At 67.1% G+C, this 24,768-nt stretch carries 20 protein-coding genes and 3 pseudogenes; 16 read left to right on the top strand and 7 right to left on the bottom strand.

What is annotated here, in order from left to right:
• Window positions 1-101: 101 nt before the first annotated feature.
• Window positions 102-689 carry an imidazoleglycerol-phosphate dehydratase HisB gene (gene hisB, locus N0A20_RS19505; RefSeq protein ID WP_260581904.1) on the bottom strand — a complete coding sequence of 196 codons (588 nt, stop codon included), beginning with the start codon at window positions 687-689 and terminating at the stop codon, window positions 102-104.
• Between the two features lie 87 nt (window positions 690-776).
• Here hisB and N0A20_RS19500 point away from each other — a divergent pair, with 87 nt between their 5' ends.
• The 4 genes and pseudogenes from N0A20_RS19500 (at window position 777) to N0A20_RS19485 (ending at window position 3,382) form a co-directional block, all read left to right on the top strand.
• Window positions 777-1,259, top strand: coding sequence for an SspB family protein (locus N0A20_RS19500; protein ID WP_260581903.1), 483 nt, complete (start codon window positions 777-779; stop codon window positions 1,257-1,259).
• A gap of 4 nt (window positions 1,260-1,263) precedes the next feature.
• The gene (locus tag N0A20_RS19495; protein ID WP_260581902.1) at window positions 1,264-1,575 is read left to right on the top strand and encodes a hypothetical protein; all 312 of its coding nucleotides are present in this window, start codon (window positions 1,264-1,266) and stop codon (window positions 1,573-1,575) included.
• Window positions 1,572-2,988 (top strand): annotated as a pseudogene (fumC, locus tag N0A20_RS19490) (class II fumarate hydratase). The gene N0A20_RS19495 and the pseudogene fumC overlap by 4 nt, the downstream one beginning before the upstream one ends.
• Window positions 2,989-3,010: 22 nt before the next feature.
• Window positions 3,011-3,382, top strand: a complete 372-nt coding sequence (locus tag N0A20_RS19485) for a hypothetical protein (RefSeq protein WP_260581901.1) — start codon at window positions 3,011-3,013, stop codon at window positions 3,380-3,382.
• 103 nt (window positions 3,383-3,485) lie between these two features.
• Here the strand turns inward: N0A20_RS19485 and N0A20_RS19480 are convergent, their stop codons facing one another.
• Complete coding sequence (locus tag N0A20_RS19480; protein ID WP_260581900.1) at window positions 3,486-4,049, bottom strand: DUF2585 domain-containing protein; 564 nt, start codon at window positions 4,047-4,049, stop codon at window positions 3,486-3,488.
• Window positions 4,050-4,094: 45 nt separating this feature from the next.
• On the opposite strand from N0A20_RS19480, the gene gmk reads away from it, so the two are divergent.
• Complete coding sequence (gmk, locus tag N0A20_RS19475; RefSeq protein WP_260581899.1) at window positions 4,095-4,757, top strand: guanylate kinase; 663 nt, start codon at window positions 4,095-4,097, stop codon at window positions 4,755-4,757.
• Window positions 4,758-4,873: 116 nt separating this feature from the next.
• Here gmk and N0A20_RS19470 read toward each other — a convergent pair whose 3' ends face one another.
• From N0A20_RS19470 to N0A20_RS19455, 4 genes and pseudogenes are all read right to left on the bottom strand, one after another.
• Window positions 4,874-5,311 carry an acyl-CoA thioesterase gene (locus N0A20_RS19470; protein WP_260581898.1) on the bottom strand — a complete coding sequence of 146 codons (438 nt, stop codon included), beginning with the start codon at window positions 5,309-5,311 and terminating at the stop codon, window positions 4,874-4,876.
• 1 nt (window position 5,312) lies between these two features.
• On the bottom strand, window positions 5,313-6,095 hold the full coding sequence (locus N0A20_RS19465; RefSeq protein ID WP_260581897.1) for an SDR family NAD(P)-dependent oxidoreductase: 783 nt from the start codon (window positions 6,093-6,095) through the stop codon (window positions 5,313-5,315).
• Window positions 6,096-6,257: 162 nt separating this feature from the next.
• A pseudogene (locus N0A20_RS19460) lies at window positions 6,258-7,428 on the bottom strand (acetyl-CoA C-acetyltransferase).
• Window positions 7,429-7,618: 190 nt separating this feature from the next.
• Window positions 7,619-8,773 (bottom strand): acyl-CoA dehydrogenase family protein, encoded by a 1,155-nt coding sequence (locus tag N0A20_RS19455; RefSeq protein ID WP_260581896.1) that lies wholly within the window; start codon window positions 8,771-8,773, stop codon window positions 7,619-7,621.
• A 273-nt stretch (window positions 8,774-9,046) separates the two neighbouring features.
• Here N0A20_RS19455 and N0A20_RS19450 point away from each other — a divergent pair, with 273 nt between their 5' ends.
• From N0A20_RS19450 to N0A20_RS19420, 7 genes are all read left to right on the top strand, one after another.
• The gene (locus N0A20_RS19450) at window positions 9,047-9,916 is read left to right on the top strand and encodes an SMP-30/gluconolactonase/LRE family protein (protein WP_260581895.1); all 870 of its coding nucleotides are present in this window, start codon (window positions 9,047-9,049) and stop codon (window positions 9,914-9,916) included.
• Between the two features lie 96 nt (window positions 9,917-10,012).
• Window positions 10,013-12,202 (top strand): M3 family metallopeptidase, encoded by a 2,190-nt coding sequence (locus tag N0A20_RS19445; protein ID WP_409574702.1) that lies wholly within the window; start codon window positions 10,013-10,015, stop codon window positions 12,200-12,202.
• A 39-nt stretch (window positions 12,203-12,241) separates the two neighbouring features.
• Complete coding sequence (locus tag N0A20_RS19440) at window positions 12,242-13,411, top strand: hypothetical protein (protein ID WP_260581893.1); 1,170 nt, start codon at window positions 12,242-12,244, stop codon at window positions 13,409-13,411.
• A gap of 321 nt (window positions 13,412-13,732) precedes the next feature.
• Entirely contained in the window at window positions 13,733-14,632 is a 900-nt protein-coding gene (locus tag N0A20_RS19435) for an SPFH domain-containing protein (protein ID WP_260581892.1), read from the top strand.
• Window positions 14,633-14,654: 22 nt separating this feature from the next.
• A complete protein-coding gene (locus N0A20_RS19430; RefSeq protein WP_260581891.1) occupies window positions 14,655-14,861 on the top strand; it encodes a toxin-antitoxin system HicB family antitoxin in 207 nt (68 codons plus the stop codon).
• Complete coding sequence (locus N0A20_RS19425) at window positions 14,858-15,832, top strand: alpha/beta hydrolase (RefSeq protein ID WP_260581890.1); 975 nt, start codon at window positions 14,858-14,860, stop codon at window positions 15,830-15,832. Before N0A20_RS19430 ends, N0A20_RS19425 begins: the two co-directional genes overlap by 4 nt.
• Window positions 15,833-15,843: 11 nt before the next feature.
• A complete protein-coding gene (locus N0A20_RS19420) occupies window positions 15,844-16,086 on the top strand; it encodes a hypothetical protein (RefSeq protein ID WP_260581889.1) in 243 nt (80 codons plus the stop codon).
• A gap of 10 nt (window positions 16,087-16,096) precedes the next feature.
• Here the strand turns inward: N0A20_RS19420 and N0A20_RS19415 are convergent, their stop codons facing one another.
• Window positions 16,097-17,185, bottom strand: a complete 1,089-nt coding sequence (locus N0A20_RS19415; protein WP_409574805.1) for an acyltransferase family protein — start codon at window positions 17,183-17,185, stop codon at window positions 16,097-16,099.
• Between the two features lie 932 nt (window positions 17,186-18,117).
• Here N0A20_RS19415 and rpe point away from each other — a divergent pair.
• From rpe to N0A20_RS19395, 4 genes and pseudogenes are all read left to right on the top strand, one after another.
• Window positions 18,118-18,789 (top strand): ribulose-phosphate 3-epimerase, encoded by a 672-nt coding sequence (gene rpe, locus N0A20_RS19410; protein ID WP_260581887.1) that lies wholly within the window; start codon window positions 18,118-18,120, stop codon window positions 18,787-18,789.
• A gap of 3 nt (window positions 18,790-18,792) precedes the next feature.
• A pseudogene (locus tag N0A20_RS19405) lies at window positions 18,793-20,557 on the top strand (heparinase II/III family protein).
• A 203-nt stretch (window positions 20,558-20,760) separates the two neighbouring features.
• Window positions 20,761-23,604 (top strand): TonB-dependent receptor, encoded by a 2,844-nt coding sequence (locus N0A20_RS19400; protein ID WP_260581886.1) that lies wholly within the window; start codon window positions 20,761-20,763, stop codon window positions 23,602-23,604.
• Window positions 23,604-24,620: a phytase gene (locus tag N0A20_RS19395; RefSeq protein WP_260581885.1), complete on the top strand. Its 1,017-nt coding sequence runs from the start codon at window positions 23,604-23,606 to the stop codon at window positions 24,618-24,620. Before N0A20_RS19400 ends, N0A20_RS19395 begins: the two co-directional genes overlap by 1 nt.
• The last annotated feature ends 148 nt before the right edge of the window (window positions 24,621-24,768 follow it).

Genomic DNA, 24,768 nt, shown 5'->3' with positions numbered 1-24,768 from the left:
CCTCCCGCTTGCGGGAGGGGTTAGGGGAGGGCATGTCTGACGAATGGCAGTGGCCCGAAACAGCCCCTCCCCCGACCCCTCCCGCGAGCGGGAGGGGAGAATCATAGCACGCCCTTCGTGCTGGGAATCGCATCGCCCTTGCGCGGGTCGATCGCGACCGCCTGGCGCAATGCCCTGGCTAGCGCCTTATAGCTGCTCTCCGCAATATGATGGTTGTTCTCGCCGTACAGCGTCTCGAGGTGCAGCGTGATGCCCGCGGTCTGCGCGAAGCTCGCGAACCAGTGCGGGAACAGCTCGGTATCCATCTCGCCGAGCCGCGGCTGCGAAAAGCCCGATTTCCAGACGCAATAGGGACGCCCCGAAATGTCGATCACGCAGCGCGTCAGCGTCTCGTCCATCGGCGCATGCGCCTCGCCATAGCGCGCGATACCGCGCTTGTCGCCGAGCGCCTTCGCCACCGCCTCGCCCAGCGCGAGCGCCGAATCCTCGACCGTGTGATGCTGGTCGATATGCAGGTCGCCCTTCACCGCCATCGCAATGTCGATCAGCGAATGTCGCGACAATTGCTCGACCATATGGTCGAGGAAACCGATGCCGGTGGACACCGAATAATCGCCCGTCCCGTCGAGATTGACGGTGATCGCGATATCCGTTTCCTTGGTCGTGCGCTGGAAGGTGGCGGTTCGCATGGCGCACGCCATAGCACCCACTTTTCGCGTTGCAAGGCGACTCTCCCCCCTTGACCCGTCGCCGACTGCCGTTCATCCCCCTCGCCCATGACTGAAGACGTTCGCGACAGCCTGATTCCTTATGACGAGATCGTGCAGGACGCGCTGCGCGCCGTCGTCGGCCGCGTGCTGCGCCAGATCGAGGGGCACGACAGCCTGCCCGGCGAGCATCATTTCTACATCACCTTCAAGACGCAGGCGCCCGGGGTCGCGATTCCGGCGCATCTGATCGCCAAATTCCCCGACGAAATGACGATCGTGTTGCAGAACCGCTTCTGGGACCTGACGGTCGAGGAGGATCTGTTCAGCGTCGGCCTGTCGTTCAACCAGACGCCCTCGACGCTGGTGATCCCCTATGCGGCGATCACCGCCTTCGTCGATCCGTCGGTCGATTTCGGGCTGCAGTTCCAGGTCAGCGACGACGGTGCCGACCCCGAACCGCACGACGAAGCCGACAATGACCGCCCCGACGCGGGCAGCAGCGACGACGGATCGAACGTCGTCACCGTGGATTTCGGCAAGAAGAGATAAGGCCATGGCGCCGCCATGGCCTCCCAGCCGCTTCTGGCAATATTGGGCGCTCGCCGGCATGGTCGTGCTGACCGCCGCCTTCTGGTGGGGGGTCGAGGGCTATGCGATCGTCGAGAGCAGCGGTGTCCGGAACCAGATCACCGACGGGCTGCTGCGCTTCACCCTGCTGGTCCTGACCCCCGCGCTGGTCCTGCTGTGGCTCGCGGCGGCATGGTTGCGGCGGCGGATCGGCGAGACCGGCTATTGGCAGCTGCTCGGCCTCGCCGCGATGAGCTGGGCGAGCGCGGTGCTGGTGACGAGGATGATGATCGGATGACGGACACGCGCATCGAAAGCGACAGCATCGGCGAGATCGCGGTTCCGGCGGACGCCTATTGGGGCGCGCAGACCGAGCGCAGCCGCGCATAATTTCTCTTTCCCGGCGCACGAGCGGATGCCGATCCCGATCGTCCACGCGCTGGCGCGGGTCAAGCGCGCCGCCGCCGAGGTCAACCGCGCGCACGGGCTCGACGGCGGGCTCGCCGACGCGATCATCGCCGCCGCCGATCGCGTGATCGCGGGCGACTATGACGCGCAATTCCCGCTCGCCATCTGGCAGACGGGCAGCGGCACCCAGTCGAACATGAACGTCAACGAGGTGATCGCGGGAATCGCCAATGAGGCGCTCACCGGCCAGCGCGGCGGCAAGGCGCCGGTCCATCCCAACGACCATGTCAACCGGGGCCAGTCGTCGAACGACAGTTTCCCGACCGCGATCCATGTCGCGGTCGCGGTCGAGACGACGGCGCGGCTGCTCCCCGCGCTCGCGGCGCTGACCGGCGCGCTCGCTGCGAAGGCAGAAGCCTGGGGCGATATCGTCAAGATCGGCCGCACCCATTTGCAGGATGCGACCCCGCTGACGCTGGGGCAGGAATTTTCGGGCTATGTCGCGCAGCTGATCGCATGCCGCGCGCGGATCGAAGGCGCGCTGGCGCACAATATCAACAAGCTGGCGCAGGGCGGCACCGCGGTCGGCACCGGCCTCAACGCCCCCGCGGGCTTCGACGCCGCGATGGCCGCCGCGCTGTCGCGCGGCACCGGCATCGCCTTCGAACCCGCCCGCAACAAGTTCGAGGCGCTGGCCTCGAACGACGGGCTCGTCTTCTTCTCGGGCGCGCTGAACACGCTGGCGGTCGCGCTGACCAAGATCGCCAACGACATCCGCCTGCTCGGATCGGGCCCGCGCGCGGGGCTGGGCGAGCTCGACCTGCCCGCGAACGAGCCGGGAAGCTCGATCATGCCCGGCAAGGTCAACCCGACGCAGTGCGAGATGCTGACGATGGTCGCGGCGCAGGTCATCGGCAACCATCAGGCGGTGACCGTCGGCGGGCTGCAGGGCCACCTCGAACTCAATGTCTTCAAGCCGCTGATCGCCTCGAACGTGCTGCGCTCGATCGAATTGCTCGCCATCGGCATGGCGGGCTTCACCGACCATTGCGTCGCCGGGCTCGAACCCAATCGCGGGCGGATCGACGATTTGATGAACCGCTCGCTGATGCTCGTCACCGCGCTCGCGCCCGCGATCGGATACGACAAGGCGGCGAAGATCGCGAAACATGCGCATGAGACGGGATCGACCTTGCGCGAGGCGGCGCTCGATCTGGGTTATGTCGATGCCGCGACCTTCGACCGCGTCGTCGACCCGAGGACGATGCTCGGGCCGGAACCCGCGGGCCCTTCCGGGAATTGATGGGAGAGAAGGAGAGATGGGCATGATCGGCAGGATTGTTGGCGGCGTTCTCGGCAGCGCCATCGGAAAGCGGAAGGGCGGCCACCCCGTCGCCGGCGCGGTGATCGGTGCCGCGACCCTGTTCGCGGCGCGGCGCCTGTTCCCGCAGCGTTATGCCGCGATCGCGGCCTGGGGCGCGGCGGGTTACCTCACCAAGAAATGGGCCGACCGCGCCGCCGCGCGCCAGGCCGCCGAGGAAGCGCATGCGGCCGATCCGGCCCTCGCCAATGCCGGAGTGGTCGATCCCTATGCGGGCGTGTCGAACACGCCGCCGACCGACGGCGAGACGATGGGCGACGCGCTGCCGCCGCCGATCCCGGTTGACGATGCGGACCCGCGACCGGCGATTCACTGACACTCCTCGTCATTGCGAGGAGCCGAAGGCGACGCGGCAATCCCGAGTCCGCGTAAACCGTCCTGGATTGCTTCGCTCGGCTCGCAATGACGAGGCTTAGGAACTATCCTCCCGCCTGCCACTCCTTCACCGCCTCCACAGGCGAGACCAGCATCAGCACGTTGAGCGTCAGATTGTCGCGGATCGTCCACAGCGTGAACAGCTCGAAGACGATCGCCAGCGCCACCGTCGCCCACCATCGCATCCGGCTCGCGGCGAGGAAGCCCGCGATCATGAACAGGGTGTCGCTCACCGAATTGAGGATCGAATCGCCCGAATAGCCGAATGCCATCGTCACCTCGCGATAACGGTCGATGATCACGGGCGAATTTTCCAGGATTTCCCACGCCCCCTCGATCCCGATCGCGAGCGCCAGCGCGACCCACAGGGGCCAGTCCGGGATCAGCCAGCGCGACAGGCCGAAAAAGATAAAGCCATGGATGATATGGCTGAAACTGTACCAGTCCGAAATCTGCTGGCTGTTCTGGTTCGACTGCACGACACCGTGCCAGAGGCTGACGGTGCCGCACGGACAGATCGGCGGACGCCCCATCGCGAACAATATCGCGGCCAGCAGCGCGACGAGCGCCGCGGCGACCAGCCAGCCCTTGCGCGATAGTCCCGCCATATGCCTCCCCCTTGACCGCCGCGTGTCCCCGCGCAATTAGCGCCCATGGCTGATAGCGTCCACCTCAACCGCCGCGGCGTGTTGTTCGTCCTTTCCTCGCCCTCGGGCGCGGGCAAGACCACCATCTCGCGCATGATGCTCGAAGCCGACGGCGACATCGCGCTTTCGGTCTCGGCGACGACGCGCCCGCCGCGGCCCGGCGAAATCGACGGCGTCCATTATCATTTCGTCGATACCGAGACGTTCAAGCAGATGGCGGCCGACGGCGAATTCCTCGAATGGGCGCATGTCTTCGGCCACCGCTACGGCACTCCGCGCGCGCCGGTCGAGGCGTTGCTCGCGACGGGCAAGGACGTGCTCTTCGACATCGACTGGCAGGGCGCGCAGCAGCTCTATCAGGAGGCCGGACCCGACGTCGTGCGCGTCTTCGTGCTGCCGCCGACGATGGAGGAACTCGAACGCCGCCTGCGCAGCCGCAAGACCGACAGCGACGCGGTGATCGCCGCGCGCATGGAGCGCGCCGCGAACGAGATCAGCCACTGGGACGGCTATGACTATGTGCTGATCAACGACGCGGTCGAGGAATGCTATGGCGAGGTGATGGCGATCCTGCGCGCCGAGCGGCTGAAGCGCCGCCGCCAGATCGGCCTGATCGGCTTCGCGCGCGACCTGATCCGGTCGGTGCCGGATGCGGACAAGAAGCTTTAGAAAGTGGGTCGTCGCCCCCGCGAAGGCGGGGGCCGCCGTCGGCCTTGAACTTCGTCGCTGCGCAGACCTACAGCGGCCCCCGCCTTCGCGGGGGCGACGCTGTAAAGGCCGGTCGGTCACGCTGGTCTTGCCAGCTTCGCTTCGAGTTCCGCCACCATCTCCGCCCGCAGCGGTTTCGCCGCGCCGTCGGTGCGGCATACGACCACCGTGTCGCAGGTCGCGATGGCGCGGCCGTTCTGGAACATCGCCTGGACGATCGTCCAGCTCGACGTGCCGAGCCGGCCGATGCCCGTCGCGATTCGCACCGGGTCGGGGAAATTGCCCTCGGCGAGATAGTTGATCTCGACCGCCGCGACCATCGTGCGCTCGTTCGCCGGGCGTTCGGTCAGCGGGCGGACCTCGCGGTTCAGCAGCACGCGGCCGCTTTCGAACAGCGCGGCGAAGGCCACATTGTTGAGGTGGCCGTTGATGTCCATGTCCTGGAACCGCGTCTGCAAATCCAGCTGGACGGGGTAGCTGGCGGCATCGAGCCGCCAGCTCTCCGGTTTCGGCATGTCAGCGCGGCCCCATGCGGATGCCGCCGTCGAGGCGTACGTCCTCGCCGTTGAAATAGCCGTTCTCGATCATCGTCAGCGCGAGATGGGCATATTCGGCCGGGTTGCCGAGCCGCTTCGGGTTGAGCACCGAGGCGCCGAGCGCGTCGCGGACATTCTGCGGCGCGCCCGCGAGCAGCGGGGTGTCGAAGATGCCGGGCAGGATCGTGTTGACGCGGATATTCTCCGACGCGAGGTCGCGTGCCACGGGAAGCGTCATGCCGACGACGCCGCCCTTCGACGCCGAATAGGCCGCCTGCCCGATCTGGCCGTCCTCGGCGGCGACCGACGCGGTGTTGACGATCGCGCCGCGGTCGCCGTCTTCGGTCGGCTCGAGCGTCATCATGCCTGCCGCCGACTTGGCGATGCAGCGGAAGGTGCCGACGAGGTTGATCTGGATGATCCAGTTGAAGGCATCGAGCGGGAAATGCTTGATGCTGCCGTCTTCCTTGCTGCGGCTCGCGGTCTTGATCGCGTTGCCGGTGCCGGCGCAGTTTACGAGGATGCGTTCCTGCCCGATCGCGGCGCGCGCCTTGGCAAAGCCGGCGTCGACGCTCGCATCGTCGGTGACGTTCACTTCGCAGAAGACGCCGCCGATCTCTTCGGCAAGCGCCTTGCCCTTTTCTTCCTGCAAATCGAAGATCGCGACCTTGACGCCCTTCGATGCGAGCAGGCGCGCGGTCGCCGCGCCGAGGCCCGAGGCGCCGCCGGTGACGACGGCGGATACGGTGGAATCGAGTTTCATGTCATTCTCCTGGTCTAGAGCCCCTCCCCTTCAGGGGAGGGGTTGGGGTGGGGTCTGTCGGCGTGGCGCAAGGCCGCTGGACCCCACCCCGCTCGACTAAGGCCCGGCTACGCCAGCCCAAGTCTCACTGCCCCTCCCCTGAAGGGGAGGGGTTGTATTAAATCAAAGCCGCTCGACGATCGTGACGTTGGCCTGGCCGCCGCCTTCGCACATCGTCTGCAGGCCATATTTGCCGCCCGTCGCGTCGAGCACGCCGAGCAAGGTCGCCATCAGCTTCGCGCCGCTCGCGCCGAGCGGGTGGCCGAGCGCGATCGCGCCGCCATGGACGTTGAGCCGCGCATGGTCGGCGCCGAGATATTTGAGCCACGCGAGCGGTACCGGCGCGAACGCTTCGTTGACCTCATAGGCGTCGATGTCGCCGATGCTCAGCCCCGCCTTCTTCAGCGCCTTTTCGGTCGCGAACAGCGGCTCCTCGAGCATGATGACCGGGTCGCCGGCGGTCACCGACACATGGTGGATGCGCGCGCGCGGCGTCAGCCCATGGTCCTTCAGCGCCTGCTCCGACACGACGAGCACCGCGCTCGCCCCGTCGCAGATCTGGCTGGAAGTCGCGGCGGTGATCGTGCCGCCTTCCTGGAGCAGCTTGACGCCCGCGATGCTCTCCAGCGTCGCGTCGAAGCGGATGCCCTCGTCGACCTTGTGCCAGTCCTTGCCTTCGGGGGTCTCGATCTCGACCGGCACGATCTCGCGCCCGAACACGCCCGCCTCGGTCGCCGCCCTGGCGCGGCGGTGGCTTTCGAGCGCGAAGGCGTCGAGGTCGTCCTTGGTGAAGCCATGCTTCTTGACGATCATCTCGGCGCCCATGAACTGGCTGAACATGATGCCGGGATATTTCTCCTCGAGCCGGGGCGATTTATAGTTGCCGAGGCCCTCCTTCATGAACAAAGTCGCGACGCTGCCCATCGGCACGCGCGTCATGCTTTCGATGCCGCTCGCGAGGACGATATCCTGCGTGCCCGACATCACCGCCTGCGCGGCGAAGGTCACCGCCTGCTGCGACGAGCCGCACTGGCGGTCGATGGTGACGGCGGGGATCGAGTCGGGCAGCTTCGAGGCGAGCACCGCGTTGCGGCCGAGGTCCATCGTCTGCTGCCCGCCCTGGCTGACGCAGCCGGTGATGACGTCGTCGATCGCACTGGTGTCGAAATCGTTGCGGTCGGCGATCGCGTCGAAGACCGCGGCGCCGAGGTCGACGGGGTGGACGCCGGCGAAGCCGGCCGCCGCGGCGGCCCCCGGCGGTACGGACGGCATCGACGATATAAGCATGAGCCATGGGGAGGTTCCTTTCCTCTTCTTCCCTCTCCCCTTGCGGGAGAGGGATGTGGAGACTTGGCGGCTTCGCCGCCTAGTCGGAGCTGGGAGAGGGGGCGTTGGAGCGCCAGCCTTAGGCCCCCTCTCAAGACTTGCTAGGCGACAAGTCGCCAAGCCAAGTCTTTCTCTCCCGCAAAGGGAGAGAGAATTTCTCAGAGCTTCCGCCCGATCAGTTCCTTCATGATTTCGTTGGTGCCGCCGAAGATGCGCGTCACGCGCGCCGCGCGCCAGGCGCGGGCGATGGGATATTCGTTCATGTAACCCGAACCGCCGAACAGTTGCAGGCACTTGTCCATCACCTCCCATTGCAGGTCGGTGTGCCACAGCTTCGCCGCGGCGCCCTCCTCGGGGGTCAGTTCCTTCTTCATGTGGCGCGCCAGCGCCCAGTCGAGATGCGCCCAGCCGACCTGCAATTTGGCCTTGAGGTCGGCGAGGACGAAGCGGCTGTTCTGGAAATCGAGGATCGGCTTGCCGAACGCCTTGCGCTCGCGCGTATATTCGACGGTGTCGTCGAAGGCGCGCTGCGCCGAAGCCTGCGCGCTGACCGCGATCGACAGGCGTTCCTGCGGCAGCTCGCTCATCAGATAGATGAAGCCCTGCCCCTCTTCGCCGAGACAGTTGGTGATCGGCACGCGGACGTCGTTGAAGAAGAGTTCCGACGTGTCCGCCTCATCCTGTCCGATCTTGTCGAGGTTGCGGCCGCGCTGGAACCCTTCGCGGTCGGCCTCGACCAGCACGATCGACACGCCCTTCCACGCCGGCTGAATTTCGGTGTCGGTCTTGACGCAGACGAGGATCAGGTCGGCGTTCTGGCCGTTGGTGATGAAGGTCTTCGACCCGTTGATGACATAATGATTGCCATCCTTCTTCGCGGTCGTGCGCATCCCCTGAAGGTCGGAGCCGGTGCCCGGCTCGGTCATGGCGATCGCGGTGATCGTCTCGCCCGACACCATCCTGGGCAGCCAGTGCTTCTTCTGCTCCTCGCTGCCATATTTCACGATATAGGAGGTGACGATGTCCGACTGGAGCGAGAAGCCAGTGGTCGCGCGGCCGTAGTAGGCGCTTTCCTCGTCGACGATCGCATTATAGCCGAAGTCGAGCCCGAGCCCGCCATATTCCTCGGGCACCGTCGGGCACAGCATGCCGAGTTCGCCCGCCTTGGGCCAGATCGACTTGGGAACGATCTTGTCCTCGGCCCATTGCGCGGCGTTCGGTGCGACTTCCTTTTCGAGGAACTGACGCACCGTCGCGCGAAACGCCTCATGATCCTCGGTATAGGCCGAGCGCGACAGGTTATCGAGCGACATGATCTTCCTTTCCCTTGGCGCAGCCGAACGCAGGCGGGGAGTCGGCCGCTTCTTTCGCCCGCACCTGACCTTACGTTTACGTGCACGTCAAGTGGAAAGACGCTACGGCAGGAAAGTTCCTCCTCGTCGCCCCCGCATAGGCGGGGGCCGCAATCGGCCTTTTCCTTCGCCGCCGCGGAGACCACCAACGGCCCCCGCCTACGCGGGGGCGACGGCACGACGAATAGCTTTGCAGCCCTGTGCAGCGGCTGCGGCACGCGCTAAACCGCCCTCATGGTCGAACTCCTCCTCGATGCCGGCGCGTTGCTCGGCGAATCGCCGCGCTGGCACGCCGGCGAAGCTCGCCTCTATTGGGTCGATATCGACGCGCACCAGATCCACCGGCTCGACCCCGCCACGGGCGGCCATGAAGCGATGCAACTCGATCAGCCCGTCGGCTGCGTCGCCCCGCGCGCGGGCGGCGGACTCGTCGCGGCGCTCGGCGACGGCTGCGCGCTGATCGACGCATGGGGCGCCGCGCCGCGCCCCTTCGGCCCCGCCGCGCTCGCCGGCCTGCCGCACCAGCGCTTCAACGACGGCTGCGTCGATGCCGCCGGGCGGCTGTGGGTCGGCAGCCTGACCGCCGACAAGCCGAAGCGCGACGCCACCCTCTATCGGCTCGATCCCGACGGCAACCTGACCACCATATTCGGAGGACTGATGACCAGCAACGGCGCGGCGTTCAGCCCCGACGGCCGCATCTTCTATCATGCCGACACCCCGACGCACCGCATCCACGCCTATGCCGCCGATCCCGCGACGGGCACGCTCGGCGAGGGCCGGCTGTTCCACGAGTTCACCGAAGGCAACGGCCGCCCCGACGGCGCCGCGGTCGATGCCGAGGGCTGTTACTGGTCGGCGCTGTGGGACGGCTGGCGCGTCGTGCGGCTGTCGCCGGCAGGCGAATTGCTGCAGACCGTCGACCTGCCGGTGCAGCGCCCGACGATGATCGCCTTCGGCGGCGCCGACCTCCGCACCGCCTTCGTCACCAGCGCGGGCAAGAACCTCTCCGACGGCGAGCGCGAGGCGCAGCCGCACGCGGGCGGCGTCTTCACCTTCCGTGTGGATGTGCCCGGACTGGTCCAGCCGATGTTCGCGGGCTGAGCCATCCTCCCGAACTTGCACATCGCCGTCACATGGGGTTAAGACGCCCGCCGACATGGTTTCGTCCGAAACCTTTTCCACCGGGAGATTCGAAACATGCCGCGCAGCGCGCCTCACTTTGCCCGCCGTCTGTCGACTCTGCTGGCATCCACCGCCATGCTCGTGGGTATGAGCCAGATGACCGTTACCGCCGCCGAACCCGCCGCCCAGCCGGCCGCCACGGCGCCCGCCGACGGCAATCCGCTGCTCGCGCCCTGGACCGGGCCCTATGAAGGGGTGCCGCCGTGGGACAAGCTCGACCCCGAACTCTTCCCCGATGCCTTCCAGAAGGCGATGGACGAGACGAAGGCCGAGGTGCAGGCGGTGATCGACAATCCCGAACCCGCGACCTTCGAGAACACCCATGTCCCGATGATGCTCGCGGGCGACACCGCCGACCGGCTGTTCGCGCTGTGGGGCGTGCAGTCGTCGAACAAGTCGAACGACCGCGTCGAGGACATCGACGCCGAGTGGAGCCCCAAAATCTCCACCTTCTATACCGAGCTGTTCCTCGATCCCAGGCTCTTCGCCCGCTACAAGGCGGTGTACGACAAGCGCCACGACAGCGGCCTCGACGCCCAGCAGATCCGCATCGTCGAGCGCAGCTATGACGAGATGGTGCGCGACGGCGCCAACCTCTCGCCCGCCGACAAGGCGAAGCTGGTCGACCTCAACGCCAGGCTCGAAGGCCTGTTCTCGACCTTCTCGTCGAAGCTGCTCGGCGACGAGAAGCTCTACACTTTCGTCACCGACAAGGCCGAGCTCGCCGGGCTCGAACCCGGCTTCGTCGCCTCGCTCGCCTCGGCGGCCGAAGCGCAGGGCAAGCCCGGCCAGTGGGCGATCAAGAACACCCGCTCGTCGGCGCAGCCGGTGCTGCAGAACGCCACCAACCGCGCGCTGCGCGAAAAGGTCTGGCGGGCCTTCGTCAATCGCGGCGACAATGGCGACGCCAACGACACCAATGCGACGATCGCCGAGATTTTGAAACTGCGCCAGCAGCGCGCCGAATTGCTCGGTTTCCCCAATCACGCCGCCTATCGCATGGCCGACACCATGGCGAAGACTCCCGAAAATGCGGATGCGCTGATGATGAAGGTGTGGCCCGCCGCGGTCGCCCGCGTGCACGAGGAGGTCGCCGACATGCAGGCGATCGCCGACGCCGAGGCGAAGGCCGGCAAGGGTCCGAAGATCAGCATCGAGCCGTGGGACTATCGCTATTATGCCGAGAAGGTCCGCAAGGCGAAGTACGACCTCGACGAGAGCGAGGTGAAACCCTATCTCCAGCTCGACAAGCTGCGCGACGCGATGTTCTGGTCGGCGGGCCAGCTCTACGACCTCGGTTTCCGCGAGATCAGCGGCACGATCCCGGTCTTCGATCCCAAGGTCAAGACGTTCGAGGTCTACAACCTCAAGACGAACGCGAATGTCGGCGTCCTCTACCTCGACAATTTCGCGCGCGACGGCAAACGCTCGGGCGCGTGGATGACCACCTATCGCAGCCAGCAGACGCTCGGCGGCGACCGCAATGTCCTCGCGTCGAACAACAATAATTTCACCGAGGGCGCGAAGGGCGAACCGACGCTGGTCAGCCTCGACGACGCGACGACCCTGTTCCACGAATTCGGCCACGGCATCCATTATCTGCTGCAGCACATCCACTACCCCGCGCTCGCCGGGGTGCCGCGCGACTTCGTCGAATATCCGAGCCAGGTGAACGAGAATTGGCTGATGACGCCCGAGGTGCTGTCGAAATATGCGACGCACTACCAGACGGGCGAACCGATGCCGCAGGCGCTGGTCGACAAGATCCTCGCATCGAACAAGTTCAACCAGGGGTTCGAGACGGTCGAATATCTGGCGAGCGCGATCGTCGACATGAAGATCCACGACCGCCAGACCCCGCCGGCCGACATCGACAAGTTCGAGCGCGAGACGCTGGCCGAAATCGGCATGCCGAAGGAAATCGTCATGCGGCACCGCCTGCCGCAGTTCGGCCATCTGTTCAGCAGCGACGCCTATTCGGCGGGCTATTATTCCTACCTCTGGTCGGAAACGATGGACGCCGACACCTGGGCGGCCTTCACCGAAGCCGGCGGCCCCTGGGATCGCACGGTGGCCGACAGGTTCCGCACCATATTGCTGATGACCGGCAACGAAACCGACCGCGCCGAAGCGTACCGCGCCTTCCGCGGTCGCGATCCCGATGTGAAGGCGCTGCTCGCGAAACGCGGCTTTCCGGTCGAATAGGGCGATGCTAGCAGCAAACCCATCGAAAGGGGGGAATCGATGGTTTTGCGTATTTTCATGGCGATCGCCGCTGCGGCGGCGGTGACCGCGTCATCGGCCGCGGCCGAACCGGCGAAAGCCGAAGGCGACGCATTCGAAATATTGAACGTCGCGCTGGAACTCGGCTCGGCGTGCAAGAGCTACCGCGGTTTCGAATATCATTATCTGAACGAGGCCGCTGGAATCGCGCTCGAGAAATCGGCGACGATGGACGCCTACGGCGCGGCGCGCAAGGCCGCCGAGGAGCGCGGCGCCGATACGCTGAACATGGGCATGGCCGCGCAGCGCGCCCTGTACGATCATGGCGCCCGCCATCGCGAAAAGGCGGCGCAGCTCGGATGCGAAGGCGGACAGAATTACATCGACACCGGCCGCGTCGAGGCGTTCAAGCGGATGGGCGGTCTCATCGCGCTGATCGTCGCCTATCGCAGCGGCGGCGAAGGCGCGTTGCCGCTGCCGCCGCTCACCGCCGACGAAGGTGGCCTTCTCCAGGCTTTCCGCGCCGCCGCCGCCGAGCTGTTCGGCGACCAGATGCCGCAGTTCGAGGCCATGATCCCGGCGCTGGCGCAACAGCGCCTGTCGCGCTATCCCGGCAACGCCGATCTGGCGCTCGCGCGTTTCATCGAGGAGCAATCGACCGCTTTCGCGATCCTGCACCATGAAACGCTGGTCAACAATGCGGGCTGGACGCCGCGCGGCGCGGCGCTCGCCGACGGGTCGCCCTTCGGCTATTCGTCGATCCGCGTGTCGAAGGACGGCATGGCCGAGCTGTCGCTGATCGCCGCTCCCATCGAAGTGGCGGTGAACAGCGATGCCTGGGGCAAACCCGTCACCGGCTTCCTCGCGATTGGCCGCCGCGCCGACGGAAGCGTCGTCGCCGGCCTCGCGGGCGGCACCATCGCCGGGGCTCCGGCGAGCCTGGTCGTGAAGGCGCAGTCGCAGGGCGATGTGCTGCGGTCGGTGACCGGAACGCGCGTCATGGCGGATTGCCCCTATGCGCGCTGCTTCGCCTTCCCGCGCGACCGGCTGGCCGGCCTCGTTCCGGGCGCTTCGGGCGAACCCGTCCGCTTCTATGCCGCGGCGGACAGCCGCGCGGCGGCGAGCCCGACCAGGACCGACGGGCAGACCGTCCCGGCCGACCGGATGCGCGGCCTTCTCCAGCCCCGCTGACGCGACGCGAAAGGAAAGGGCGAAGGGTCTTTCGGACCTCGTTGTTTGCCGGAAACCGATGGCGGGTTGCGGGCGGTTACGGGCGTTCGTTCTCCCCTCCCTGCAAGGGAGGGGCTGGGGGTGGGTGGCCGCCGAAGGCGGCGCTCTTCCTTCTTGCTCGCTGCGCTCGCTACCCACCCCTAACCCCTCCCCAAAAGGGAGGGGGATGACTGCTATCCACCCCAAAGCCCCCCCACACACACCCGCGCAATTCCCATTGACGCTGCTCCGAAACGATATAAATATGATATCATCTTTATATCGAGTGATTCGGAGGGAAACATGGTCGAAACGGGAACGCCCGCACTGAACCGCAGCCGCGAGGGGCGCGCGAGCACGCAAAGCGGTTATCTGATGCTGCTCATCTGGTTGCTGCTGCTCGGCGTCGCGATCTGGGCGGGAGCGACGAATATCGGCGGCCCCGAGGTCGCGTGGAAATGGGCGGTCGTCGTCGTCTCGGCGGTCGCCGGCACGCTGATCCTCTGCGGCTTCTACCTCATCAACCCCAATGAGGCGGCGGCGATCCAGCTGTTCGGCGCCTATAAAGGCACCGACCGCGAGGAGGGGCTGCGCTGGGTGCTGCCCTGGTACACGCGCAAGAAGATCGCGGTGCGCGCCAACAACGTCATTTCGGACAAGATCAAGGTCAACGATCTGCGCGGCAACCCGATCGAGATGGCGGCGCAGGTCGTGTGGCGCGTCACCGACACCGCGCAGGCGCTGTTCGACGTCGACGATTACAAGGAATTCGTCATGGCGCAGATCGAGGCCGCGGTGCGCGCGATCGGCTCGCGCTACCCCTATGACGATATCGAGCATCAGGAAATCACGCTGCGCGGCAACCATGACGAGGTCGGGGTCGAACTCCGCAAGGCGCTGATCGAGCGGCTCGACGTCGCCGGGATCACCGTCGACGAATGCGGCCTCACCCACCTCGCCTATGCGCAGGAGATCGCCGGCGCGATGCTCCGCCGTCAGCAGGCCGAAGCCGTCATCGCGGCGCGCAAGAAGCTGGTCGAGGGCGCGGTGACGATGGTCGAGATGGCGCTGCAGCACCTGTCGGAGAAGAATGTCGTGGAACTCGACGACGAGCGCAAGGCGGCGATGGTGTCGAACCTGATGGTCGTCCTGTGCGGCGAACGCGACACCCAGCCCGTCGTCAACACGGGCTCGCTCTACTGAGCCCCGTCCGCCGAGACGAACGATGCCGACGCCCGCCAAGAAAGCCTTCGCCCTCCGCCTCGACCCCGCGCTCTATGCGGCGGTCGAGCGGATGGCGGCGGCCGAACTGCGCAGCGCCAACGCCGAGATCGAGGTGCTGCTGCGCGAGGCGCTGGCGCGGCGCGGCGTGACGGTCAAACCCCCGGTGCCCGCGAAGCGCGGACGCCCGCCGAAGGAAGAGGCAGAATGATGCGGAAAACCATGATCCCGCTGGCCGCCGCCGCGCTGGCGCTGTCCGGGCAGAGCGCGCTGGCCGCGCCGCGCCCGATCGAGATGGCGGTGCGCGGACCCGACGGACCGCTCGCCGGAACGCTGCTGCTCGCCGGGCCGGCCGACGCGCCGGTCGTGCTGATCCTGCCCGGATCGGGCCCGACCGACCGCGACGGCAACAGCCCCGCCGACCTCAACGCCGCTAGCTATCGCCTGCTCGCCGAGGCGCTGGCCGAGCGCGGCGTGTCGAGCGCGCGGATCGACAAGCGCGGCGTCGGCGGCAGCAAGGAGGCCGCCGCCAACCCGAACAAGGTCACCACCGACGATTATGCCGCCGACACCGCGCAATGGGTGAAGGCGCTCAGGGACAAGAGCGGACGCGACTGCGTCTGGCTCGCGGGGCACAGCGAGGGCGGACTGATCGCACTGACCGCGGCCGCCGATCCCGGCGTCTGCGGCCTCGTGCTGATCGCGACGCCGGGCCAGCCGCTCGACGTGCTGATGCGCGAACAGCTCGCCGCCAACCCCGCCAATGCGCCGCTGCTCGCCGACGCCGGTCGCGCGATCGACGCGCTGAAGGCGGGCCGGCATGTCGATGTCGCCGCCATGCATCCGGCGCTGGCGCAGGGGCTCTTCAACCCCGCGATCCAGGATTATCTGATCGACCTGTTCGCGCGCGACCCCGCCGCGCTGATCGCCGGGGTCGGCAAGCCGGTGCTGATCGTCGGCGGCCTCGCCGACCTCCAGGTCACCCGCGCCGATGCCGAGGCGCTCGCGGCGGCGCAGCCCCGGGCGAAGCTTCTGCTGATCGAGGGCATGGCGCACCCGCTGAAACAGGTCGCGGGCGACGACCGCGCGGCCAATTTGGCGACCTATGGCGACCCCGGCCTGCCGATCGACGCGACGCTGGCCGATGCCGTCGCCGCCTTCATCCTGTCCCCGCGCGACTGAAAGGATCCCGCATGCTGCATCTTTTCCTCGACGACCGCCCCTGGTTCCGGCCCAAGAGCCGCGGCTACGGCACCGGCCTGCCGATCGCGTGGCAGGGCTGGCTGATGCTGGCGCTGCACATCGCGCTGATCACCGGTATCGCGGTGCTGCTGCGCGAGCGGCCAATGCTGATGACGATCTTCGTGATCCTCGCCGGCCTCGCCCCGCTGCCCCTCTATCGGGCAAGGACCGAAGGCGGCTGGCGCTGGCGGTAGGCGCCGCGGCTCAGGGCAGCGCCGCGGGAGGAAGGCGCTCCACCATCACCCGAGATCCCGCGAGCGTGAAATGGGTCGTGTCGAAATGGAAAGGCTGGCCGTCGGGCGCCAACACCGGGCATTTCCCCCGCGGGCATTCGAGGTCGAGCATCGACACATAGACGGCACCCGTTCCGGCGACGGCGCGGGCCAGTGCCCGGTCCAACGGCTTTCGCGCCGGATCGCCGGTGCGTGCCACCATCGCGGGGTCGTTGTTGGCCATCGCCCGCGCGATCACGCGGGGTAAATCCTCCTCGTAGCGCATGACGGGACCGAGCACCGTCACCCCGATGCCCCTGGCGCGCAAGGCCTCGACCATCGCCCGGACCCCGGGCAGCTCGTCGGACCGCCAATGCGCCGCGAGGACGACATGGTCGACCCCGCCGGCCGCGACCGGCCCTTCGACCGCCAGCCGCATGATGCGCGTGCAGCGCGGCTCGCCCGCATAGGGCAGGATCGGGCGGCATCCCGAGGCGGTCGCCTGGAGCAGATGCCCGCGCGAACCGATGCGTTCGCGCAGCGCCTGCGATAGCTGCGCCGCATGGCTGTCGCCCAGCAACAGGACGTTCGGGCGCCCCGCAACCGGCGACAGGCAGCGTTCGGCGCGGAACACGGGCGATTCGACCGTGACATGGCACCGGCCGACCCCGAACTGTTCGCGCAGCATCGCCGACCGGGGATAGGCGGCCGTCTCGACGATCGGCGCCAGACGCGGATCGAGCGGCCGCAGCGCGGGCGCGAAATGCGCGGCTACGGCGGCGATAACGGCGACGCCGACAGCCGCGGCGGCGCCCGCCGCGACCACGCGCGGCGCCGGCCCGGCCCGGTATCGCCGCAGGAAGGGCTGCTCGACCCAGCGCCACGAGGCGATCGCCAGCGCGAACGACAGGCCGATCGTGGCCGCCATCTCCCACGGCGCCAGCACGACGCCGCGCTGGTAGCGCCAGAAGCTCATCACCGGCCAATGCCAGAGATAGAGCGAATAGCTGATGTCGCCGACGAAGCGCATCGGGGCGAAGGACAGGAGGCGCGCGGTCGGACCGCGATCGCCATAGGCGATCAGGAGCGCGGTGCCGAGCGCAGGCGGGTAGCGCCCAGGGTACCGGAAAGGCCATGTCGCTGGTGACGAACAGCAGCCCCGCCGCGACCAGTATCAGCCCGCTTGCCGCGAGTGCGGCGCGCGTCCGGAGGGCCTCGAACGCCGGAAAGGCGCCAACCGCGACGAGCCCGCCGAGCGCCAGTTCCCACGCGCGGCTGGGCAGCATGTAGAAGGCGAAGCTCTCCTTGCCCGGAACGAGCAGCCATCCGATCAGGAAGGAAACCGCGAGCACCAGCCACAACGCCGTCTTGAACCAGATCGCGGGCAGGCGGCGCAGCAGAAGCAGGAAGAGCGGATAGAGGATGTAGAATTGTTCCTCGACCCCGAGCGACCATGTATGCAGCAGCGGTTCGAGCTCGGCGCGGGTTCCGAAATAGGAAACATTGCGCCAGAACCAGATGTTCGACGCCGACAGCGACGTGGCGGCCGCACTCCACCCCCAGCGCCTCCAGATCGTCGGGAAACATCAGCCAGACACCGGCCGCGAGGGTCACGAGCAGCATGAGGAGCAGCGCGGGCAGGATGCGCGCCACGCGCTGAGCGATAGAAGCCCGTCAGCGAAAAGCGGCCATCATCCATCTCTCGTATGATGATCGAGGTGATCAGATAGCCCGAAATGACGAAAAAAATATCGACCCCGACGAAACCGCCGGGCAGCGCGGACAAGCCGAGCATGCAACAGGAGGATCGGCAATACGGCGACGGCCCGCAGCCCGGCGACATCCGTCCGATATTGCAAACGCCGTTCCTTCACGCCTTGCCCGATGCCGGTCCTGCTACCGGTGGCCCGGCGGCTTGGCAAGCGAAGCGCGCATCCCGTCCTTGCCCCAACATCCGTGTCTTTCCGCGACCTCCGCCTTGCCCCCGAATCGCTTGATGGTTAAGGGCGGTCCATGACTGACGCGCCTTCCCCCGTCCGCATCGCCCCTTCGATCCTCAGCGCCGATTTCGCGCGGCTGGGCGAGGAAGTGCGCGCGATCGAGGCGGCGGGCGCCGACTGGGTGCATATCGACGTGATGGACGGCCATTATGTGCCGAACCTGACGATCGGCCCCGCCGTCGTGAAGGCGCTGCGCCCGCATTCGGCGCTGCCCTTCGACGTCCATCTGATGATCTCGCCGGTCGATCCTTTCCTCGACGCCTTCGCGGCGGTCGGCGCCGACATCATCACCGTCCATCCCGAGGCCGGCCCGCACATCCACCGCACCGTCCAGCACATCAAGTCGCTCGGCAAGCAGGCGGGCGTATCGCTGAACCCCGGCACCCCGGCGAAGATGCTCGACTATCTGATCGACGACATCGACCTGGTGCTCATCATGAGCGTCAACCCGGGCTTCGGCGGCCAGAGCTTCATTTCGAGCCAGCTCCGCAAGATCGAGGCGGTCAGGAAGATGATCGAGAAATCGGGCCGCGACATAAGGCTCGAGGTCGACGGCGGCATCGACGCCGCCACCGCGCCGCTCGCCATCGCCGCCGGCGCCGACGTCCTCGTCGCCGGCACCGCGACCTTCAGGGGCGGGCCCGACGCCTATGCCGGCAATATCCAAAGCCTGCGCGGCGCCTGATCGTTGGAGGTGCGTGCCGTGACCGCAGCGCCCGACGCCCCCGACAGCGGCACCGACATCGACGACACGATCGAGCCCGGCAAGCGCCTGATCCGCCTGCCCGCCGAAAAGGGGCTGTCGCTGGGCGACCGCATCGCCAACCACATCACCCGCCTGACCTGGCGCACCCCGCTCCACGCCTTCCGCCTCAAGGGCCGCTTTCCGCTGAAGCTGCTCGGCGTGCCGACCGATCCGGTCCCCGGCGACACGCGCGCGGGCACGGCGATCCGCGCTCAGCCATTTCCTGCATCGCGGGCTCCGGCAGCCGATCGCCGAACTCGATTTCGCGAACCTCGCCGTCGCGCCCGCCTTTGCCGACTATCTCCACAGCTTCGCCTGGCTGCGCGATCTCGCCGCGACCGGCAGCCGCGCCGACGGCGCCCCGATCGCCGAGGCGATGGTCCGGAACTGGCTGGCCGCGCATGGCGAGACGGTCAGCGAGCCCGCGTGGCGCGCCGACAACAGCGGCTGGCGCATCCTCTATTGGGCCTTCCACGCGCCGCTGATCCTGTCGTCGAGCGACCTCGTCTATCGCTCGGCGGTGCTCAATCATCTCGCGCGCGCCGCGCGCCACCTCGACCGCGTCGCCGACAAGACGCGCCCCGGCATCGGCCAGCTCGTCGCCTGGACCGGCATCGTCGCCGCCTCGCTGCTGATGCCCGGCGGCGAGCCGCGGCAGGTGTTCGGCGAGGCCGGGCTGCGCAAGGTGCTCGAAACCAGCTTCTACGCCGACGGCGGCAATATCGCGCGCTCGCCGCAGGCGCAGCTCGACGCGATCATGGCGCTGGCGATGCTGGCGCGCACCTATGACATGCGCCGCATCGAGGTGCCGCCCTTCCTCCAGGAAATATTGGCGCGTTCGGTCCCCGCGCTGCTGGGACTCGTCCACGCCGACGGCGGCATGGGGAGCTGGCAGGGCAGCGCCGCGACCGCGCCCGAGGCGATCCAGGCGATCGTGGCGGCCAGCGGCGTGCGCACCCGCCCGCTCAAACAGGCGCGCGACTGGGGGTATCAGCGGCTGGTCGCGGGCAAGGTCGTGCTCCTCGCCGATGCCGCCCCGCCGCCGGTCGCGCGGGTGACCGAGGCCGGTTGCGCCTCGACCCTCGCCTTCGAGCTCAGCGACGGCGCCGACCGCATCATCGTCAATTGCGGCGGCGCGGCGCTGACCGGCGCGACGATCCCCGAGGATCTGGCGCGCGGGCTGCGCACCACCGCCGCCCATTCGACTTTGGTCCTCGCCGACAGCAATTCGACCGCGATCCTGGCGAGCGGCGCGCTCGGCAAGGGCGTGACCGAGGTCGAGCTCGACCGGCACGAGACGCCGCAGGGCAGCCGGCTGGAAATGAGCCACGACGGCTATGCCCGCCGCCACGGGCTGATCCACCGCCGCCTCTTGATCCTGTCGCCCAACGGCCGCGAACTGAGGGGCGAGGACCAATTGCTCCCCGCCCCGCGCAGTCGCCGCAAGGGCGACAAGAGTTTCGTGCTGCGCTTCCACCTCGGCCCGTCGCTGCAGGCCAGCCTGACCGCGGACAAATTGGGCGCCTTGCTGCGCATAAACGGCGGCCCCTTGTGGCAATTCCGCACGAGCGAAGGCGCGCTCGACGTGGAGGAAAGCCTGTGGGTCGACGGCGACGGCCGCCCGCATCCGACCGAGCAGCTCGTCGTCACCGCCACCGCCCCCGCGGGCGGCGCCAGCATCGGCTGGATCTTCAAGCATATCGGCTGAGCGCCGCCACGTGGCGGGCAAATTTTCCATCGCAGCGGCTTTATCGCGCAATCGCGGGCGCCTTGCCGGCACCGCTTTCCTTTTGTTTCACTGGTGTGACAGCCGCGTAACACGGCGGTCATAGAGCACTGTCACTGGCCCCCTCGAATCGTCCGCAGCCAACAGGCGCGGACGATCTCTTCCGCACTCTCCAGGGGGATCCCATGCACAAGCTTCGTACCGTTCGTTCGCGCATCCTGCTCGGCACCTTCCTTTCGCTCGCCGCCGCGATTCCGGGCACCGCCTTCGCGGGAGACCTGACCGGCATCGTCACCGACGCGAGCGACACGCGCGCGCTGCAGAGCGCGCAGCTGCGCCTCGTCGAGCTGAACCGCATCGCCGAATCGGACCGCGACGGCAGCTTCCGCTTCGCCGACGTCCCCCCGGGCACCTACACGCTCGAAGCCCGCTACGTCGGTGCCGAGCCGAGCGTCCAGACCGTCACCGTCCCCGACAGCGGCAACGCGACCGTCAGCGTCGTGCTGGGCACCGACGGCACCATCCTGGTCCTCGGCCAGTCGGCGAACATGACCAGCGCCTTGTCGCGCCAGAAGGCCGCCGACGGCGTCGAAAGCGTGCTGACCCGCGACTCGGTCGGCCAGTTCCCCGACCAGAATGTCGCCGAATCGCTGCGCCGCCTGCCCGGCGTCAACATCCTCAACGACCAGGGCGAGGGCCGCTTCGTCTCGGTCCGCGGCCTCGACCCCGAACTCAATGCGACCTCGGTCAACGGCGTGCGCCTGCCCGCCCCCGAAAGCGACGTGCGCTCGATCGCGCTCGACGTGATTTCGAGCGACAGCATCGAATCGATCGAGGTCAAGAAGTCGCTGACCCCCGACATGGATGGCGACACGATCGGCGCGTCGATCGAGATCAACACGACCAGCGCCTTCGAGCGCCGCAAGAATCTGCTCACCGCGAAGATCGAGGGCAGCTACAACAAATATTCGGACAAGCTGACGCCGAAGGGCAGCATCGATTTCGCGCAGCGCCTCGGCGACAATGTCGGCGTGTCGGGGGGCCTCTCCTATTATCAGCGCAAGTTCGAGACCGACAATGTCGAGGCCGACGGCTGGGACGAGGATGACGGCATCGTCTTCCCCGAAGAGGTCAATTACCGCGACTATGACGTCGAGCGGAAACGCCTCAGCGCCAACCTCAACTTCGACTTCCGCGTCGGCAGCTCGACCAAGCTCTATGCCCGCGGCATCTACAGCCAGTTCGACGACCAGGAATATCGCCGCGAGACGAGCTTCAAGCTCGAGGATGCGGGCGAGATTTCGGGCAGCGGCACCAATGTCGAATTCAGCGACGAGGACGGCGAACTGCAGGTCCAGCGCTCGCTGAAGGACCGCTTCGAACGCCAGCGCATCCGCAGCATCGTGCTCGGCGGCGAAACCAACAGCGACGGCTGGCGCATCCAATATTCGGGCAGCTACGCCAAATCGTCGGAACGCGAGAACGGCTCGATCGACCCCGCCAATTTCGAAAAGAGCTTCGAGGACGACGGGCTGACGATCGGCCTCGATACCTCCAATCCCCGCGTGCCGCTCTACACGGTCGGCGGCGCTGCCGGCGCGGTCGCCGATTTCTTCGATCCGGGCGAATATGAGCTCGACAGCATCCAGGTCACCGCGCTGTCGGATTCGCGCGACGAGGAATGGGGCGCCAAGCTCGACATCGGCCGCGAATTCGCGATGGACAATGGCAGCTTCACGATCCAGGCGGGCGCCAAGGGCCGCTGGCGCGAAAAGCAATATAATCTCAATACCGAATATTGGGAGATGGACGACCTGACGATGGCCGATTTCGTCGGCGACCAGACCTATCGCCTCACCGACATTTCGCCGGTGCTCGGCAAGACGCTGGTGCGCAAATATTTCGAGGCCAACCGCGGCGATTTCGAACTCAACGAATTCGACTCGCTGTTCGACTCGACGGTCGAGGATTATTCGGTGACCGAGGATGTCGTGGCGGGCTATCTGCTCGGCCGCTGGGACAGTTCGACGCTGCGCGTCATCGGCGGCGTTCGCTACGAGCATACCAAGAACGACATCCGCGCCAACACCGTCACGACGGTGGAGGAGGACGGTACGCTGCCCGACGGCTCCACTGCCGACGAGGACACGATCATCATCACCCCCAACCAGTTCAAGCGCAGCTACGACGACTGGCTGCCCAGCCTGACGCTGCGCTGGGAACCGCAGAACAGCCTGGTCCTGCGCGCCGCCGCCTACAAGAGCCTCGTGCGTCCGAAGCTGTCGAAGCTCGCGCCGCGCTTCGCCATCGAACAGAATGACGACGACGAGCGCGAAGGCGAATTCGGCAACCCCTATCTCAAGCCGTACAAGGCGTGGAATTTCGACGCGAGCGTCGAATATTATCTGCCCGGCAACGGCGCGGTGTCGGCGGGCTTCTTCTACAAGGATGTGAAGAACTTCATCGTCGATACCAATGTCGAGGATCCGGGCAGCTACAACGGCATCGCCTTCGACGAAGCGACGATCCCCATCAACGGCAAGAGCGCCGAAGTCTGGGGCCTTGAGCTCAGCTACCAGCAGGCGCTGCGCTTCCTGCCCTCGCCGTTCGACGGGCTGCTGGTGCAGGCGAACTATACCTATACCGACGCGACCGGCACGGTGCCGATCGACGGCGACGTCACCGACCTGCGCAAGATCGCGCTGCCGGCGGCCGCCAAGCACACCTTCAACGCCGCGCTCGGTTATGAAAAAGGCCCCGTCTCGCTCCGCCTCGCGGGCACCTATCGCTCGAAATATCTCGACGAGCTGGGCGACGATGCCGACGAAGACCGCATCATCGACAATCATTTCCAGCTCGACCTGTCGGCCAAATATGACGTGACCAAGCAGGTCCAGGTCTTCTACGAGTGGGTGAACATCAACAACGCCAAATATTATGCCTACAACAATGTCGGCGCGCGCCGGAACCTGCTGCAGTTCGAGCAGTATAAGTGGACGATGAAGTTCGGCGCGCGGGTGAAGTTCTGATGATACGCCGCCTGCTTGCCCTGCTGCCCCTGCTCCCGCTCGCCGCTTGCGCGGCGGGCGGGGAAAAGCCCGTCATCACCGGCCTGCCCCCCGTATCGGTGACCGCGACCGGCGAAACCGCGCCGGTCGGCACCGGCAAGGCCGACGCCGCCGACGATCCGGCGATCTGGGTCGATCCCGCCAACCCCAATCGCGCGCTCATCATCGCGACCGACAAGAAGGCGGGCATCCACGTCTATGACCTCGCGGGCAGGGACATCGCCTTCATCGAGGGCGGCCTCGTCAACAATGTCGACGTCGCGGGCAACATCGTCGCCGCGAGCGACCGCAACGACGGCGTCAACGCGCACATCGCGGTCTTCCGCCTCGACCCCGACAAGCCATCGCTCACCGCGCTCGGCCGCGCCGCGGCGGGGACGGGCGAGGCCTATGGCTTCTGCCTCAAAAAGACCGCGCCGGGCGCGCCGCTGACCGCCGCGCTGATCATCAAGGACGGCACGGTCCGCGTCGGCACGCTGACGATCGACGGCGCCGCTCCCGGCTTCGCGGTGCAGTGGGAGCACAAGATTCCCACCCAGTCCGAAGGCTGCGTCTTCGACGGCGACACGCTGTACGTCGGCGAGGAGGATGCGGGCATCTGGCGGCTGACCCGGAACGGCGCCGGCGCCGATGCGGCGCTGGTCGCCCCGGTCGACAACCAGCGCCTCGTCGCCGACGTCGAGGGCCTCGCGACGATCGACCACAAGGGCCAGCGCTACCTGCTCGCATCGAGCCAGGGCGACAATGCCTATGCGGTGTTCCGCCTGCCGGGGATCGACTATGTCGGCCGCTTCGCCGTGACCGCGGGCAGGTTCGGCGCGACGAGCGAGACCGACGGGATCGAGGCGGTCGCCGGCAATTTCGGCCCCGATTACCCCGACGGCCTCTTCCTGGCGCAGGACGGCGACAACGCGCCACGCGCGCAGAATTTCAAGCTCGTCCGCTGGGACCGGATCGCGGCGGCGCTGGGCTTGTAAGAGATTCGCGCAGAGGCGCAGAGATCGCATAGAAACGGTTCACGCGGAGACGCGGAGAGGGTTGAAAATCTCCGTTCGTGCTGAGCTTGTCGAAGGCTCTCCTGAGCGCCTGCAAGGCAGTCGAAGGGGGCCGCTCTTCTTCATCGTC

It is taken from the genome of Sphingopyxis sp. PET50, assembly GCF_025244705.1.
Classification (GTDB): Bacteria; Pseudomonadota; Alphaproteobacteria; order Sphingomonadales; family Sphingomonadaceae; genus Sphingopyxis.
Note: the sequence above shows the minus strand (reverse complement) of the source record. Positions and strands in the feature narration are given on the sequence as shown.